The organism is Burkholderia sp. MSHR3999 (genome assembly GCF_000833595.1).
GTDB lineage: Bacteria > Pseudomonadota > Gammaproteobacteria > Burkholderiales > Burkholderiaceae > Burkholderia > Burkholderia ubonensis.
Genome location: NZ_JRFO01000001.1, coordinates 620,252 through 635,840, shown reverse-complemented (window position 1 = coordinate 635,840; position 15,589 = coordinate 620,252). Strand labels below are relative to the sequence as shown.

Genomic DNA, 15,589 nt, shown 5'->3' with positions numbered 1-15,589 from the left:
AGGAACATCAAGACATGACACTACGCTTGAGCCGCCGCGCGTATGCGGAGATGTTCGGGCCGACGACGGGCGACCGCATCCGTCTCGCCGATACCGAGCTGCTGATCGAGATCGAACGCGACTTCACGATCTACGGCGAGGAAGTGAAGTTCGGCGGCGGGAAGGTGATCCGCGACGGGATGGGCCAGTCGCAGCGCGTCGCCGCCGACGTGCCCGATACGGTGATCACGAACGCGGTGATCCTCGATCACTGGGGCATCGTGAAGGCCGACATCGCGATCAAGCACGGCCGCATCGCCGCGATCGGCAAGGCCGGCAATCCCGACATCCAGCCTGGCGTGACGATCGCGATCGGCGCGGCGACCGAAGTGATCGCCGGCGAAGGGCTGATCGTGACCGCGGGCGGCATCGACACGCACATCCACTTCATCAGCCCGCAGCAGATCGACGAGGCGCTCGCGTCCGGCGTGACGACGATGCTCGGCGGCGGCACCGGGCCCGCGACCGGCACCAACGCGACCACCTGCACGCCGGGCCCGTGGCACATGGAGCGGATGCTGCAGGCCGCCGACGGCTGGCCGATCAACCTCGGCTTTCTCGGCAAGGGTAACGCGAGCCTGCCGCAGCCGCTCGTCGAGCAGATCGCCGCCGGCGCGATCGGGCTGAAGCTGCACGAGGACTGGGGCACGACGCCCGCCGCGATCGACAACTGCCTGTCGGTCGCGGACGACACCGACACGCAGGTCGCGATCCACACCGACACGCTGAATGAAGCCGGCTTCGTCGAATCGACGGTCGCCGCGTTCAAGGGCCGCACGATCCACACGTATCACACCGAAGGCGCGGGCGGCGGCCATGCGCCCGACATCCTGAAGGTGTGCGGCGAGGCGAACGTGCTGCCGTCGTCGACCAACCCGACGCGCCCGTACACGATCAACACGCTCGACGAGCACCTCGACATGCTGATGGTGTGCCATCACCTCGATCCGTCGATCGCCGAGGATCTCGCATTCGCCGAATCGCGCATTCGCCGCGAGACGATCGCGGCCGAGGACATCCTGCACGACCTCGGCGCGCTGTCGATGCTGTCGTCCGACTCGCAGGCGATGGGCCGCGTCGGCGAGGTGATCATCCGCACCTGGCAGACCGCGCACAAGATGAAGGTGCAGCGCGGCGCGCTGCCCGAGGACAATGCGCGCCACGACAACTTCCGCGCGAAGCGCTACGTCGCGAAATACACGATCAACCCGGCGCTCACGCACGGCATCGCGCACGAGGTCGGCTCGATCGAGCCCGGCAAGTGGGCCGACCTCGTGCTGTGGGAGCCGGCGTTCTTCGGCATCAAGCCGACGATGATCCTGAAGGGCGGGATGATCGCGATGGCGCAGATGGGCGACCCGAACGCGTCGATCCCGACGCCGCAGCCCGTCCACTATCGCGAGATGTTCGCGACGCGCGGCGGCGCGCTCGCGCGCACGTCGCTGACGTTCGTGTCGCAGATGGCGGCCGACGCCGGTGTCGCCGAGCGCTACGGGCTCGCGAAGCGGATCGTGCCGGTGCGCAACTGCCGCAACGTGACGAAGGCCGACATGATCCACAACGCGTGGCGGCCCGCGATCAGCGTCGATCCGGAAACCTACGACGTGATCGCCGACGGCCAGCTCCTCACCTGCGAGCCGGCCGCGGTGCTACCGATGGCGCAGCGCTATTTCCTGTTCTGACGATTTCCGATTCATTGCCGATCCATGCGCACCCTCGACAAACGCATTGCCCCGAACGTGAAGCTTGCCGCGTCGCTCGTCGCGCGCGCGCCGACGCTCACGCTCGCCTACGACGCCCGCTGCAAGAGCCGCCTCGCGGCCACGCTCGACACCGGCGAAGACGTCGCGCTCGTGCTGCCGCGCGGCACCGTGCTGCGCGACGGCGACGTGCTCGTCGCCGACGACGGCGCGCTCGTGCGCGTCGCCGCCGCGCCCGAAACCGTGCTGCGCGTGCGCGCGGCCGATCCGCTGACGCTGATGCGCGCCGCCTACCACCTCGGCAACCGCCACACGCCGGTCGAGATCGGCGACGGCTACCTGTTGCTCGAAGCCGATCCCGTGCTCGCGGACATGCTGCGCCGGCTCGGCACGCAGGTCGAGCAGGTCGACGCGCCGTTCCAGCCGGAAGCCGGCGCATACGGCGGCGGACACCGGCACGGCCACGACGCGACCTTCGCCGAAGACTATGCGCTCGCGCAGCAGATGTTCGGCGAGCACCACGGCCATTCGCATTCGCACGATCACGATCACGATCACCAGCATGGTCCCGGATGCACGCACGGCCACGGCCATGAACACCACTGAACTCGTCGCGCTGCTGCACCTCGCGTCGCCCGCACTGCCGATCGGCGCGTTCAGCTATTCGCAGGGACTCGAGGCGGCGCTCGACGCGAACCTGATCCGCGACGCCGACGGCGCGCGCGACTGGATCGCGAGCGGCTTGGCCGACGTGCTCGCGCACGGCGAGCTGCCGTTTCTCGCGCACCAGCTCGCGCGCTGGCATGCGCACGACGCCGACGCGCTCGCCCGCGAAAACGCATGGTTCGTCGCGAGCCGCGAATCGGCGGAGCTGCGCCGCGAGACCGAACAGATGGGCTGGTCGCTCGCACAGCTGTGCACGTCGCTCGAATGGGGCGACGCCGCGCGCCGCGAAACGCTTGCTGCGATCACGCCGATCGCGCTGCCGACCGCGTTCGCGTATGCGGCGGCGGCACACGGCGCGCGCGCCGACGCGACGCTCGCCGCGTATGCGTTCGGCTGGGTCGAGAACCAGACGTCCGCCGCGCTGAAGGCGGTGCCGCTCGGCCAGCTCGCCGGCCAGAAAATCATCGTCGCGCTGCGCGGCGCGATCGACGCGGCCGTGCGGCGCGCGCTCGCGACGCCGCCCGACCGGATCAACACGTTCGCGCCGCAGCTCGGCATCCTGTCCGCGCGGCACGAGACCCAGTATTCGCGGCTGTTCCGCTCCTGACCCACACGCCTCCGCCATGAACGCACCCTACTCCCCGTCCGCCCGCCGCACGAAGAAGCTGCCGCCGCTGCGCGTCGGCATCGGCGGCCCGGTCGGCTCCGGCAAGACCACGCTGCTCGAAATGCTGTGCAAGGCGATGCGCGACACCTACGACCTCGTCGCGATCACCAACGACATCTATACGAAGGAAGATCAGCGCCTGCTGACGGTCGCGGGCGCGCTGCCCGAGGAACGGATCATGGGCGTCGAGACGGGCGGCTGCCCGCACACCGCGATCCGCGAGGACGCGTCGATCAACCTCGAAGCGGTCGACCGGATGCTCGCGCGCTTTCCGGACGCGGACATCGTCTTTATCGAGTCCGGCGGCGACAATCTCGCGGCGACGTTCAGCCCCGAGCTGTCGGACCTGACGATCTACGTGATCGATGTCGCGGGCGGCGAGAAGATCCCGCGCAAGGGCGGGCCGGGCATCACGAAGTCGGACCTGCTCGTGATCAACAAGACCGACCTCGCGCCGCTCGTCGGCGCGAACCTCGACGTGATGGCGTCCGACACGAGGAAGATGCGCGGCGAACGGCCGTACGTGATGACGAACCTGAAGGCGCTCGACGGCGTCGCGGACGTCGTCGCGTTCATCGAGAAGAACGGATTGCTGAAGATCTGAGCGAGGGCGGCGGCACGCGCTCGCCGAAGCGAAAGCGCGCCGCGCCGTGCCCTACTCGTCCTGCATCTCGGGCGCGCCGTTCCCGGCGGCCGGCAGCAGCGCCGCCAGCACGTCGACGGTCCGCGCGGTCGCGCCGCGATGGCGCGCCGCGAACGCCGCGCCGGCCGCGCCCATCGCGATGCGCCGCGCCTTGTCGGCGAACAGCGCGTCGAGCACGCGGGCGAGATCCGCGGGGTCCTGCACCTGCTGCGCGGCGCCCGCCGCGACCGCATCGGCGGTCGCCTGCGTGAAGTTGAACACGTGCGGCCCGATCAGCACCGGCACGCCGACCGCGCACGCTTCGATCAGGTTCTGCCCGCCGAGCGGCAGCAGGCTGCCGCCGATGAACGCGACGTCGGCCGCCGCGTAGTACGCGCCCAGCTCGCCCATCGAATCGCCGAGCAGCACCGACACGTCGGCCGGCAACCGCGCCGCCGCCGGCTGGCCCGCCGCGAGCGCGGCGGCATCCGCCGCCCATGCCGAACGCCGCACGCACTTGAGCCCGTTGCGCGCGACGAGCGCCTCGACTTCGCCGAAGCGCTGCGGATGACGCGGCACGAGAATCAGCAGCGCGCCGGGTGTCGTCACCGCCGCGAACGCCTGCAGCACCAGCGCTTCCTCGTTCTCGCGCGTGCTCGCCGCGACCCACACCGGGCGCGCGCCGATCGTGTCGCGCCATGCATGCCCGCGCGCCGCGAGTTCGGGCGGCGTCGTCATGTCGAATTTCAGGTTGCCGAGCACCGTCACGTGCCGTGCGCCGAGCGCGCCCAGGCGCTCCGCATCGGCCGGGCTCTGCGCGAGCACCCGCGAGAAGCCGCCGAACACGTCGCGCGCCGCCGCGCCGAACTTCGCCGCGCGCTTGTACGACCGCGCGGACATCCGCGCATTGGTCAGCACGAGCGGCACATCCGCGCGGCGGCATTCGTCGATCAGCGTCGGCCACACCTCGGTTTCCATCACGAGGCCGAGCGTCGGCCGCCATGCGCGCAGGAAGCGCCGCACCGCGCCCGGCATGTCGTACGGCAGGTAGCAGCGCAGCACGCGATCGCCGAAGATCTGCGTGCCGGTCGCACGGCCGCTCGGCGTCATGTGCGTGAGCAGGATGCGCGCGTCCGGGCGCGCCTTCATCAGCGCGTCGATCAGCGGCTGTGCGGCGCGCGTCTCGCCGACCGACACCGCATGCACCCAGATCAGCGGCGCGCGGTCGTCCGGCGCGCGGCCCGGCCCGTAGCCGAAGCGCTCGCCGATATGCTCGCGGTAGCCGCGCTCCTTGCGCGAGCGCACGACCAGGCGCACGACGGCCAGCGGCGCGACGAGCCACCACAGCGCGCGATAGATCACCCTCAGCATGAAGCGGCCACCTCGTGACTTCGATTGCGGCGCGCGTTCAAACCAGCGCCCTGCCCGTCAGGCGCTCGAGAATGCCGAGCGGCGCGCAATCGCGCCGGACCATCGCGTCGACCGGCAGGAAGAACGTCTGCTCGAGCATGAACTGGCCCGACATCACCGCGTGCGACGCCTGGTCGGAGAAGCAGATCCACACGCTGCCCGGCGGAAACGGCATCGTCTCCTGCGGGCTGTTCTTCTGGTAGTCGAGGTCGGCCTTCATGCTGTCGTGCAGGTTCAGCATCAGGTGGTCGTATGCGCTGCGCGGCGTCTTCGTCACGTGCAGCAGGTTCAGCAGCCAAGCGGAGCCCGGCAGCTGCGGCCGGATGCGCGGCAGGAAGCGTTTCGCGACGGCTTCGAACGGCTCGCCGACGCGCCACACGCGCGGCGCGCCGGCCGGATTGACGTTCGTGAACACGCGCAGGATTCGCTCGCCGTAGTTCGGGCGCGACGGGAACGCGTCGACGTGCAGCCGGCTGTCGTCCTTGCGCCACGACGTCTGGCGCGTCTCGACCTGCATCAGGCGCAGGCTCGTCGGCGCGACGCGCAGCTTGCCGCGGTATTCGGGAAAGAGGCCGTCGACGAGCGAGCCGGCCTGCTGCTGGAAGCGCGCGACGAGCGCGCGCACCGCCGACTGCGTGACGCTGTCGCCGAGCACGCCGGCGAGCGCGCCGCCGTTCGGCGCGAGGCTGATGTTCTTGCGTTTCGGATCGGCGAGCGCCGGATCGAGCAGCGCTTCCTCGCCGCCTTCGATCGCAAAGCGCAGGTGCGGGAAATACAGCACCTTGCCTTCTTCGACCGCGGCCAGCAGTTGCTCGCGCGGCACCGACAGATTGTGCCCGCGCCAGTCGGCGGACGAGACTTCGATGATCTGGGATTCGCTCATGGTCTTGGGATGCGTGCGGTTACAGGAGACCGAAGCCCGCGAGCGCCGACTTCACCTGCGCGATCGACGGGGGCTGCCCCGCCGTGCCCAGGTTGGCGACGTTCGGCGACCAGTAGCCGCCGGTCCGCCAGGCCGTCGCGAAATTGTACAGTTCGACCGTCGGGCGCTTCAGCGCGGCCGCGATGTGAACCAGACCTGTGTCAACCCCGACGGTGGCCGCCGCGCCGTCGATCAGCCCGACGACCGCCGGCAGCGACAGCTTCGGCGGCACGATCGCCGCCGCGCCGAACTCCTTCGCGAGCCGCTCGCTGGTCGCGCGCTCCGCGTCGTTGCCCCACGGCAGCACGAGCGACGCGCCGCGCCGCACGAGCGACTGGCCGAGCTCGATCCACGCGGCGTCCGGCCATTGCTTGTCGGCGCGCGACGTCGCATGCACGAACACCACGTACGGCACCGGCAGGTTCAGCCCGAGCGCGGCCGCCGCGCGCGACGCCGCGCGCGTGTCGAGGCCGAAGTCGATCGGCTCGGCGGGCGTCGGCGCCGGGTCGCCGAGCGCGGCCGCGACGAGCTGCCGCGAACGCTCGACGACGTGCGTGCGCGGCTCGATCGGCACGCGCTTGTCGTAGAAGAAACGCACCGGCCACTCGTAGCCGGCGCCGTCGGTGCGATTGCCGAGCCCGACGAGCGGGCCGCGCGCCCAGCTCGCGACCCACGCGGTCTTGATGAGCCCCTGGCAGTCGATCACGAGGTCGTAGCGCTCGGCGGCGAGCCGCTTGCGGAACGCGCCGATTTCGCGCCACGTCGCGCCCGAGAACGGCTTCTTGCGCCAGCGGCGCAGCGAGAACGGCAGCACGTCGCGCACGCCGTCGACGAGCCGCACGAGGTCGACGAAGCTTTCCTCGACGAGCCAGTCGATCTGCGCATCGGGATGGCGCCGCCGGATATCGGCGATCACCGGCATGTTGTGCACGACGTCGCCCAGCGACGACACGCGCACGATCAGGATCTTTTGCACGCTGAAAAAACGCCGGCGGACGGCCGGCGACAGGCATAAAGACGCGATTTTATCGCGCCCGGCCGCCCCGACCGGCAAAAAGCGGCGCCCGCGTTGCGCGTGCGCCGCTTTTCGGGGGAGCGGCCCTGGAAACGCGAAGCGGCGAACGCGCCGCCGCCCGCGTTCAGAACGGCAGCTTCACGTCCGGCTTCGCGGCCGTCAACACGCGGCGGAAGTCTTCCTGGATGCGGGCGAGGCCGTCCTGCGTCTCGGCTTCGAAGCGCAGCACGACGACGGGCGTCGTGTTCGACGAACGCGCGAGACCGAAGCCGTCCGGATACTCGACGCGCAGGCCGTCGATCGTCACGACCTCGTCCGCGCCGTCGAACTTCGCTTCCTTCTGCAGCTTCTCGATCAGGCGGAAGTTCTCGCCCTCGTCGAGCCACAGCTGCAGCTCCGGCGTGCACATCGCGTCCGGCAGCGCGTTCAGCTGCGCGCTCGGGTCGGCCGACTTCGCGACGATCTCGAGCAGGCGCGCGCCCGTGTAGAGGCCGTCGTCGAAGCCGTACCAGCGGTCCTTGAAGAACACGTGGCCGCTCATCTCGCCCGCGAGCGGCGCGCCGGTCTCGCGCAGCTTCGCCTTCACGAGCGAATGGCCGGTCTTCCACATCAGCGGCGCGCCGCCCTTCTCCTTCACCCACGGCGCGAGATGGCGCGTGCACTTCACGTCGTAGATGATCTGCGCGCCCGGGTTGCGCGACAGCACTTCCTCGGCGAACAGCATCAGCTGGCGGTCCGGGAAGATGATCTGGCCGTCCTTCGTGACGACGCCGAGGCGGTCGCCGTCGCCGTCGAACGCGAAGCCGAGCTCGGCGTCGGTTTCCTTCAGCGCGCGGATCACGTCCTGCAGGTTTTCCGGGTGAGCGGGGTCCGGATGGTGATTCGGGAACGTGCCGTCGATGTCGGTGTACAGCTCGACCAGCTCGCAGCCGAGCGCCTTGAACAGGCGCGTCGCGAGCGGTCCGGCGACGCCGTTGCCGGCATCGACGACGAGCTTCATCGGCCGCGCGAGCTTGACGTCGCCGGCGATGCGGGCGATGTACTGCTCCGCGACGTCGAACTGCTCGTAGGTGCCGCTGCCCGTTTCGAAACGCTCGTCGACGATGCGGCGGTACAGCGCCTGGATCTGCTCGCCGTAGATCGCCCCGCCGCGCAGCACCATCTTGAAGCCGTTGTAGTCCGGCGGATTGTGGCTGCCCGTGACGACGATGCACGAATCGACGCGGCGCTCGCCGCCCTTCAGCGCGAGCGGCACGCTGGCCGCGAAATAGCCGACCGGGGTCGGCACCATGCCGACGTCGACGACGTCGACGCCCGCCGCACGCAGGCCGTCGGCAAGCGCCCCGACGAGCTCGGGCCCCGACAGCCGGCCGTCGCGCGCGACGACGACCGCGTCGCCGCCCTGCGCGCGCACTTCGCTGCCGAACGCACGGCCGATCGCGCGCGCCGTGTCGGCGTCGAGCGTCTTGCCGATCACGCCGCGAATGTCATATGCCTTGAAGATGGATTGGGAAATCATCGATTCACTCTCGGTTGCCTGCATGGAAAACGTTGGCCGCCTCGTCGCCGGCGCCGGGCCTCGCGCCCGGGGCTTGCCCGGATGGGCCGCGATGGCGGGAGCGATCCCGAACCAACTTATAATCGCTCGTTTTGATTACGCGGATACCGCCCATTTTAATGCCTAGCCGTCCCGCCGCCGCAACGCGCCCGCCTGCCGGCGCCGTTGCGCCCTTCCGACGCGCGCGCCGGCGCGGCGCGCCATGCTGAAGCGCCTCGCCAACCCGGACGTCGCGAAAGCCGTCGCGAACCTCGTCTGGCTGGGGCTCGAACGGCTCACGCAGATCGGCGTCGCGATCGCGATCAGCGGCCTCCTGGCCCGTTATTTCGGGCCGGACGTGTTCGGCAAATGGCAGTATGCGAATACGCTGCTCCTCGTGCTGGCGCCGCTCACCTGGGTGTGCGGCGCGGAAATCCTCGTTCCGACCATCGTGCAGCGCAGCGCCGGACAGCTCGGCGCGGTGCTCGGCAGCGCGTTTGCGCTGCGCATCGCCGTGTCGGCCGCCGCGCTCGCCGCGACCTGGGCCGCGATCGCCGCCGGCGCGTTCGACCCGCTCGTCGGGGCGATGCTCGCCGGCCTCGCGGTGACGATGGTGTTCCGCGAGCCGTTCGTCGGCGTCGTCAACGCGTGGCTGCAGAGCATGACGTACAGCAAGCCGCAGCTCGTCACCAGCATGGCCGCGGCGCTCGTCAAGGCGCTCCTCGTCTGGCTGCTCGTGCGCGCCGCCGCCGGCCCCGCCCGCTTCGCATGGCTGTGGGCGCTCGAAGCCGCCGCGATCGGCATCGCGCTGCTGCTGTATTACCGCCAGCGCAACGGCGGCGCGCTCGGCTGGCACGTCGACCGGCCGACGTTCAGGCACTTCGCGACCGCCGGCACGGTGTTCTGGCTCGGCCTCATCTGCATGTACCTGTTCCTCAAGCTCGACCGCCTGATGCTCGAGCGCCACGTGTCGTTCGCCGATCTCGGCCGCTATGCGGCCGCGCAGCAGCTCAACGAGAACTGGATCACGCTCGCGCTGATGCTCGCGCAGACGATCGCGCCCGCCTTCGTCTACCGCGTGCAGGACGTCGCGCGGCTGCGCCGCAACATCGTCCGGCTGATCGCGATGACCGCCGCGCTGATGACCGCCGGCGCGCTCGTGCTCGATGCCGCCGCGCCGCTCATCATCGGCAAGGTGTTCGGGCCCGGCTACGAAGCGTCGGTCGACATCTTCCGCTGGGCCGTCTGGCTGTCCGTGCCGGCCGGCATCGAGGCGATAGGCAATCTTATCGTTCTCAAATATCAAGCAAAATTCGTCCTGCTGGCGAAATGGGCGCTCGCGCTCGCGATCGCCGCGCTCGTCAACCTGCTCGCGATTCCGCGGCTCGGCCTGTACGGCGCGCTCGTCGGGCTGGCAGGCGGCTATCTTGCCGCCGCCGCGGTAAATTTTTATTACATTCGTTTCAAGCTGCGCCCATGACGCCCCCTATTTCCGCGCCGCGCGATGCCGGCCCGCTCGGCGACGTGGCCGTGCTGATGCCGGCCTACAACGCGCACGACGATGTCGTCCGGACCCTTGAGTCGTTTCGCGAGGACGCGCCGGTGCACGTGCTGGTCGTCGACGACGGCAGCACGCCGCCGCTGGCCGTGCCGGACCTGCCCGGCCTCACGGTCGAGGTGCTGCGCATGCCGCGCAACGGCGGCATCGAGCGCGCGCTCGAGGCCGGCATCGACGCGCTCGCCGCGCGCGGCTTCCGCTATGCCGCCCGCATCGACGCGGGCGATCTCGCCGCGCCCAGACGGCTCGCGAAGCAGCGCGCGTACCTCGACGCGCATCCGCGCGTCGCCTGCGTCGGCATGTGGACGCAGGTCGTGTCGCGCGCCGGCGAGCCGCGCTTCATGCTGACGCCGCCCGCCGATCCGCGCGCGCTGCGCCGCACGCGCTTCCTGCGCTCGCCGCTCGTGCATCCGTCGGTGATGCTGCGCGTCGACGCCGTGCGCGAGGTCGGCAACTATCGCGCGAAGTACCGCGCCGCCGAGGATCTCGACCTTTTTTTACGCTTAATGCAACGCTACGATTGCGCGAACCTGCCGGAGCTCGGGCTCTATTACGAGCTCAACGAAGGCGGGATCAGCGCGACCAGGCGGCGCCGCCAGCTGATGTCGACGCTCGCGCTGCTGCTGCGCCATTTCAACGCGCTGAACCCTTACGACTGGGCCGGCCTCGCGAAGAACCTGCTGCATTTCGTGACGCCGTACCGCACGCTGCAGCGGATCAAGCAGACGCTGTTCGCCGCGCGGCCGTCCGCTTGACGCATATTCGGCTTTTTCGACGCATTATTTTTTGGTTTTTTTCATGGCTGCCTCTTCCCCGCTGCGCATCGTGCTGGTCTGCAACACGGCCTGGGCGATCTATACGTATCGCCACGGGCTGATCCGCACGCTCGTCGCGCGCGGCGCCGAGGTGATCGTGGCCGCGCCCGACGACCGCACGGTGCCGCTGCTCGAACAGATGGGCTGCCGCTACGTGCCGCTTTCCGTCGCGTCGAAGGGCACGAGCCCGCGCGAGGATCTCGGCACGCTCGCCGCGCTGTATCGCCATTACCGTGCTCTGCGGCCGCATCTCGTGTTCCACTACACGATCAAGCCGAACATCTACGGCTCCGTCGCCGCATGGCTCGCGCGCGTGCCGTCGGTCGCCGTGACGACCGGGCTCGGCTACGTGTTCATCCAGAAGAGCCGCGCGGCGAGCATCGCGAAGCGGCTCTACCGGTTCGCGTTCCGCTTCCCGCGCGAGGTCTGGTTCCTCAACCGCGACGACCTCGCGACGTTCTCCGACGAACGGCTGCTCGCGCACCCCGAGCGTGCGCGCCTCCTGCACGGCGAAGGCGTCGATCTCGAGGAGTTCGCGCCCGCGCCGCTGCCGGCCGGTGACGCACCGGTGTTCATCCTGATCGGCCGGCTGCTGTGGGACAAGGGCGTGCGCGAATACGTCGAGGCCGCGCGCGTCGTGCGCGCGCAGCATCCGCGCGCGCGCTTCCAGCTGCTCGGCCCGCTCGGCGTCGACAACCCGAGCGCGATCGGCCGCGACGACGTCGACGCGTGGGTGCGCGAAGGCGTCGTCGAATACCTCGGCGAGGCGCACGACGTGCGCCCGCACATCGCCGCCGCCGACTGCGTCGTGCTGCCGTCGTACCGCGAAGGCGTGCCGCGCACGCTGATGGAGGCGTCCGCGATGGGCCGCCCGATCGTCGCGACCGACGTGCCGGGCTGCCGCGACGTCGTCGCCGACGGCGACACCGGCCTGCTGTGCCGGGCGCGAGACAGCGCGAGCCTCGCCGAGCGCGTCATGCAGATGATCGCGCTCGGCCCCGACGGCCGCGCGGCGATGGGACTGCGCGGCCGGCAGAAGGTCGTCGCCGAGTTCGACGAGCAGAAGGTCGTCGAACGCTACACAATCACCATACGCGCCTTGACGGGCGCCTCTCTCTGAAGGAACAGAAACCATGACCACGAAGGGAACGATTCTCGTGACGGGCGGTGCGGGCTACATCGGCTCGCACACCGCGGTCGAGTTGCTCGATCACGGCTACGACGTCGTCATCGTCGACAACCTCGTCAACAGCAAGGCCGAGTCCGTGCGGCGCGTCGCGCAGATCACCGGCAAGACGCCCGCGTTCCATCAGGTCGACGTCTGCGACGAGGCGGCGCTCGGCAAGGTGTTCGACGCGCACCCGATCACCGGCGTCATTCACTTCGCGGCGCTGAAGGCGGTCGGCGAATCCGTCGCGAAGCCGCTCGAGTATTACCGCAACAACATCGGCGGCCTGCTGACGGTGCTCAAGGTGATGCGCGAGCGCAACGTGAAGCAGTTCGTGTTCAGTTCGTCGGCAACCGTCTACGGCGTGCCGGAGCGCTCGCCGATCGACGAATCGTTCCCGCTGTCGGCGACCAACCCTTACGGCCAGTCGAAGCTGATCGCCGAGCAGATGCTGCGCGATCTCGAGCTGTCCGACCCGTCGTGGCGGATCGCGACGCTGCGCTACTTCAACCCCGTCGGCGCGCACGCGAGCGGCCTGATCGGCGAGGATCCGGCCGGCATCCCGAACAACCTGATGCCATATGTCGCGCAGGTCGCGGTCGGCAAGCTGGCGAAGCTGCGCGTGTTCGGCTCCGACTATCCGACGCCGGACGGCACCGGCGTGCGCGACTACATCCACGTCGTCGATCTCGCGCAAGGGCACATCGCGGCGCTCGACGCGCTGGTGAAGCGCGATGCGAGCTTCGTCGTGAACCTCGGCACGGGCCGGGGCTACAGCGTGCTGGAAGTCGTGCGCGCGTTCGAGAAGGCGTCCGGCCGGCCGGTGCCGTACGAACTCGTCGCGCGCCGTCCGGGCGACGTCGCCGAGTGCTACGCGAACCCGCAGGCCGCCGCCGACGTCATCGGCTGGCGCGCGAAGTTCGGCCTCGATGAAATGTGCGTCGACCACTGGCGCTGGCAGGAAAACAACCCGAACGGTTTTGTATAATCCGCTGTCCCATTTCCGAGCAATCCCATGCTCAGCTTCGCGTCCGGTTTCATCGTTTCCCTGCTCGTCACGCTCTTCATCGTGCGCTACGCCCATCTGCACGAGAAGTTCTCGGTCGACAGCGATCTGGCCGGCGTGCAGAAATTCCACGTGCGGCCCGTGCCGCGCGTCGGCGGGATCGGGATCCTCGCGGGCGTCGTCATTGCCGCGCTGATCCTGTCCCGGCGCTATCCGACGATCGCCGGCAGCATTCTCGGCATCGCCGGTTGCGGGATGCCGGCCTTCCTGTCGGGGCTCGTCGAGGACCTGACCAAGCGCGTGTCGCCGCGCGCGCGGCTGCTGTGCACGATGGGCGCGGCCGCGCTCGCGTTCTGGCTGCTGGGCATCGCGGTCAAGCGCATCAGCGTGCCGCCGCTCGATTTCCTGCTCGGCTACGTCGCGATTTCCGCGTTCGTGACCGTGCTGGCCGTCGCGGCGCTCGCGAATGCGGTCAATATCATCGACGGCTTCAACGGGCTCGCGTCGATGGTCAGCTTCATGATGTTCGCGTCGCTCGCGTACGTCGCGTTCCAGGTCGGCGACCCGGTCGTGATGTCAGCGTCGTTCATCATGATGGGCGCGGTGCTCGGCTTCTTCGTGTGGAACTTCCCGGCCGGGCTGATCTTTCTCGGCGACGGCGGCGCGTATTTCATCGGCTTCATGCTCGCCGAACTCGCGATCCTGCTGGTGATGCGCAACCGCGAAGTGTCCGCGTGGTACCCGGTGCTGCTGTTCATGTATCCGATCTTCGAGACCTGCTTCTCGATCTACCGGAAGAAGTTCGTGCGCGGGATGTCGCCCGGGATTCCGGACGGCGTGCACCTGCACATGCTCGTCTACAAGCGCCTGATGCGCTGGGCGGTCGGCGCGAAGACCGCGCACGACCTGACGCGGCGCAATTCGCTGACGTCGCCGTATCTGTGGCTGCTTTGCCTCGTCGCGGTGATTCCGGCGACGCTGTTCTGGCGGCATACGGTGCATCTGTTTGCGTTCGTGGTGCTGTTCGCGCTGACTTATGTGTGGCTCTACATCAGCATCGTGCGATTCAAAACGCCGCGGTGGATGGTTGTGAGGAAGGTGCGGCGGCATCACCATTGAGCGGCCTGCCGGTTGCAACAAAAATCTATGGTCAGCCCGATTTTTGCAAGCGAGGCAGTGTTGACCTAAAGTGGACTTGCTCGAATCTATCCGGGGTCGCGGATGGGAATGATCCCGCCCCATGATGGGAGCCGCGCCGGGCAAACCTCAAAAAGCGCTCAGCATCGAGATGCTGTTTTTGTTGTCAGGTTACTTGCCCGGCCGTTGAGTCGTTTATGCCTTCACGTATCTCGCGTCGCAAAACCAGGTGTGACGACTGAAGCCGTAAGCGATCGGAAGCGTCAGGCCGCAAGAGCCGCCGGCGCGCTTCTGTAGTGTGTCCCTTTGGCGAGGATGGCCCACGCGATCCTCGCCAATTTATTGGCCAGCGCGCAAGCCACTACGTTCGAGTGCCGTCGCGCCAACAGGCTGCGGACCCAGGTGCCCAAGGAATCCGTTCGGCGCTCGATACCCAGCATGATGACCCGCGCGCATTGCACCAGCAGCCGTCGCAGTTCCTTGTCGCCGCGCTTGCTGATGCCCAGTAGCGTTGGTTTGCCGCCGGTGCTGTACTGTCGAGGCACCAGACCGATCGAAGCGGCAAACTGCCTTGCCGAACCATATTGATGGGCGTCGCCCAATTCCGACATCAACACGCTGGCGGTGATTGGCCCGATGCCGGGAATCTCCAGCAGCCGTTCGCTGCGCTCGTCCTCGTGCAATTGCGTGAGCAGCTCGTGTTCGAGCTGGCCGATCTGCTCGTCCAGATACTTGAAATGCGCCTGCAGCCGTTCGAGCACGGCCACCAGCCTGGGCGGCAACGCTTGCGTCTCCAGTACGGCCGGCAGTCTGCGGATCACCGCCATGCCACGCGGCAGGCTGATACCGAACTCCAGCAGAAATGCGTGAATCTGGTTGATCGTACCGGTGCGCTCCCGCACCAGCGCCTCGCGCACGCGGTGCAAGGCTGATACGACCTGCTGCGCTTCGTTACGCGGACTCACGAAGCGCATGCTCGGGCGCGAAGCGGCTTCACAGATCGCCTGCGCATCCGCGAAGTCGTTCTTGTTGCCTTGCCGGAACGGCTTGACGAAGTGGGGAGAAATTAGCTTGGCCTCGTGGCCCAGCGCTTGAAGTCGGCGGGCGATCCAGTGAGCACCGGCGCAGGCCTCCATGACCACGGTACAACTCGGAAAATTGCCCAGCAGCGCGAACATCTGGCTGCGCGTGAGCTTCTTGCGGAACACCATCCTGCCTGACGCGTCTTGCGCATGCAGGTGGAAGCAGTGCTTGCCCAGATCGATGCCGACTAGCGATACCGTGTCCATGATGGCCCTCCAGAAGGACAAAATCCTCACTCAGCGTA

14 protein-coding genes are annotated in these 15,589 nt (G+C 68.6%); 9 read left to right on the top strand and 5 right to left on the bottom strand.

What is annotated here, in order from left to right; translation table 11 throughout:
• Positions 1–14 precede the first annotated feature (14 nt).
• The 4 genes from ureC to ureG are packed head-to-tail and all read left to right on the top strand — an operon-like array spanning position 15 to position 3,676.
• The gene (ureC, locus tag KY49_RS03065; protein ID WP_042583325.1) at positions 15–1,721 is read left to right on the top strand and encodes an urease subunit alpha; all 1,707 of its coding nucleotides are present in this window, start codon (positions 15–17) and stop codon (positions 1,719–1,721) included.
• A 24-nt stretch (positions 1,722–1,745) separates the two neighbouring features.
• Positions 1,746–2,345: an urease accessory protein UreE gene (ureE, locus tag KY49_RS03060; RefSeq protein ID WP_042583324.1), complete on the top strand. Its 600-nt coding sequence runs from the start codon at positions 1,746–1,748 to the stop codon at positions 2,343–2,345.
• Entirely contained in the window at positions 2,332–3,012 is a 681-nt protein-coding gene (locus KY49_RS03055) for an urease accessory protein UreF (protein WP_042584527.1), read from the top strand. Before ureE ends, KY49_RS03055 begins: the two co-directional genes overlap by 14 nt.
• Before the next feature lie 16 nt (positions 3,013–3,028).
• A complete protein-coding gene (gene ureG / locus KY49_RS03050; protein WP_042583323.1) occupies positions 3,029–3,676 on the top strand; it encodes an urease accessory protein UreG in 648 nt (215 codons plus the stop codon).
• 51 nt (positions 3,677–3,727) lie between these two features.
• Here ureG and waaA read toward each other — a convergent pair whose 3' ends face one another.
• From waaA to KY49_RS03030, 4 genes are all read right to left on the bottom strand, one after another.
• Positions 3,728–5,065 (bottom strand): lipid IV(A) 3-deoxy-D-manno-octulosonic acid transferase, encoded by a 1,338-nt coding sequence (gene waaA / locus KY49_RS03045; protein WP_042583322.1) that lies wholly within the window; start codon positions 5,063–5,065, stop codon positions 3,728–3,730.
• Between the two features lie 37 nt (positions 5,066–5,102).
• Complete coding sequence (locus KY49_RS03040) at positions 5,103–5,987, bottom strand: Kdo hydroxylase family protein (RefSeq protein ID WP_010097011.1); 885 nt, start codon at positions 5,985–5,987, stop codon at positions 5,103–5,105.
• Between the two features lie 19 nt (positions 5,988–6,006).
• On the bottom strand, positions 6,007–7,080 hold the full coding sequence (waaC, locus tag KY49_RS03035; RefSeq protein ID WP_370445459.1) for a lipopolysaccharide heptosyltransferase I: 1,074 nt from the start codon (positions 7,078–7,080) through the stop codon (positions 6,007–6,009).
• An 85-nt stretch (positions 7,081–7,165) separates the two neighbouring features.
• Positions 7,166–8,560, bottom strand: a complete 1,395-nt coding sequence (locus KY49_RS03030; RefSeq protein WP_042583320.1) for a phosphomannomutase/phosphoglucomutase — start codon at positions 8,558–8,560, stop codon at positions 7,166–7,168.
• 241 nt (positions 8,561–8,801) lie between these two features.
• Between KY49_RS03030 and KY49_RS03025 the strand changes: the two genes are divergently transcribed.
• The 5 genes from KY49_RS03025 to KY49_RS03005 are packed head-to-tail and all read left to right on the top strand — an operon-like array spanning position 8,802 to position 14,244.
• Positions 8,802–10,058, top strand: coding sequence for a lipopolysaccharide biosynthesis protein (locus tag KY49_RS03025; RefSeq protein ID WP_042583319.1), 1,257 nt, complete (start codon positions 8,802–8,804; stop codon positions 10,056–10,058).
• A complete protein-coding gene (locus KY49_RS03020; RefSeq protein ID WP_042583318.1) occupies positions 10,055–10,891 on the top strand; it encodes a glycosyltransferase in 837 nt (278 codons plus the stop codon). The genes KY49_RS03025 and KY49_RS03020 overlap by 4 nt, the downstream gene beginning before the upstream one ends.
• Positions 10,892–10,934: 43 nt before the next feature.
• Positions 10,935–12,071 (top strand): glycosyltransferase family 4 protein, encoded by a 1,137-nt coding sequence (locus KY49_RS03015; RefSeq protein ID WP_042583317.1) that lies wholly within the window; start codon positions 10,935–10,937, stop codon positions 12,069–12,071.
• Between the two features lie 13 nt (positions 12,072–12,084).
• On the top strand, positions 12,085–13,107 hold the full coding sequence (galE, locus tag KY49_RS03010) for a UDP-glucose 4-epimerase GalE (protein WP_042583316.1): 1,023 nt from the start codon (positions 12,085–12,087) through the stop codon (positions 13,105–13,107).
• 27 nt (positions 13,108–13,134) lie between these two features.
• A complete protein-coding gene (locus KY49_RS03005; RefSeq protein ID WP_042583315.1) occupies positions 13,135–14,244 on the top strand; it encodes an MraY family glycosyltransferase in 1,110 nt (369 codons plus the stop codon).
• 281 nt (positions 14,245–14,525) lie between these two features.
• Here the strand turns inward: KY49_RS03005 and KY49_RS03000 are convergent, their stop codons facing one another.
• On the bottom strand, positions 14,526–15,551 hold the full coding sequence (locus KY49_RS03000) for an IS110 family transposase (RefSeq protein ID WP_042584526.1): 1,026 nt from the start codon (positions 15,549–15,551) through the stop codon (positions 14,526–14,528).
• Between the last annotated feature and the right edge of the window lie 38 nt (positions 15,552–15,589).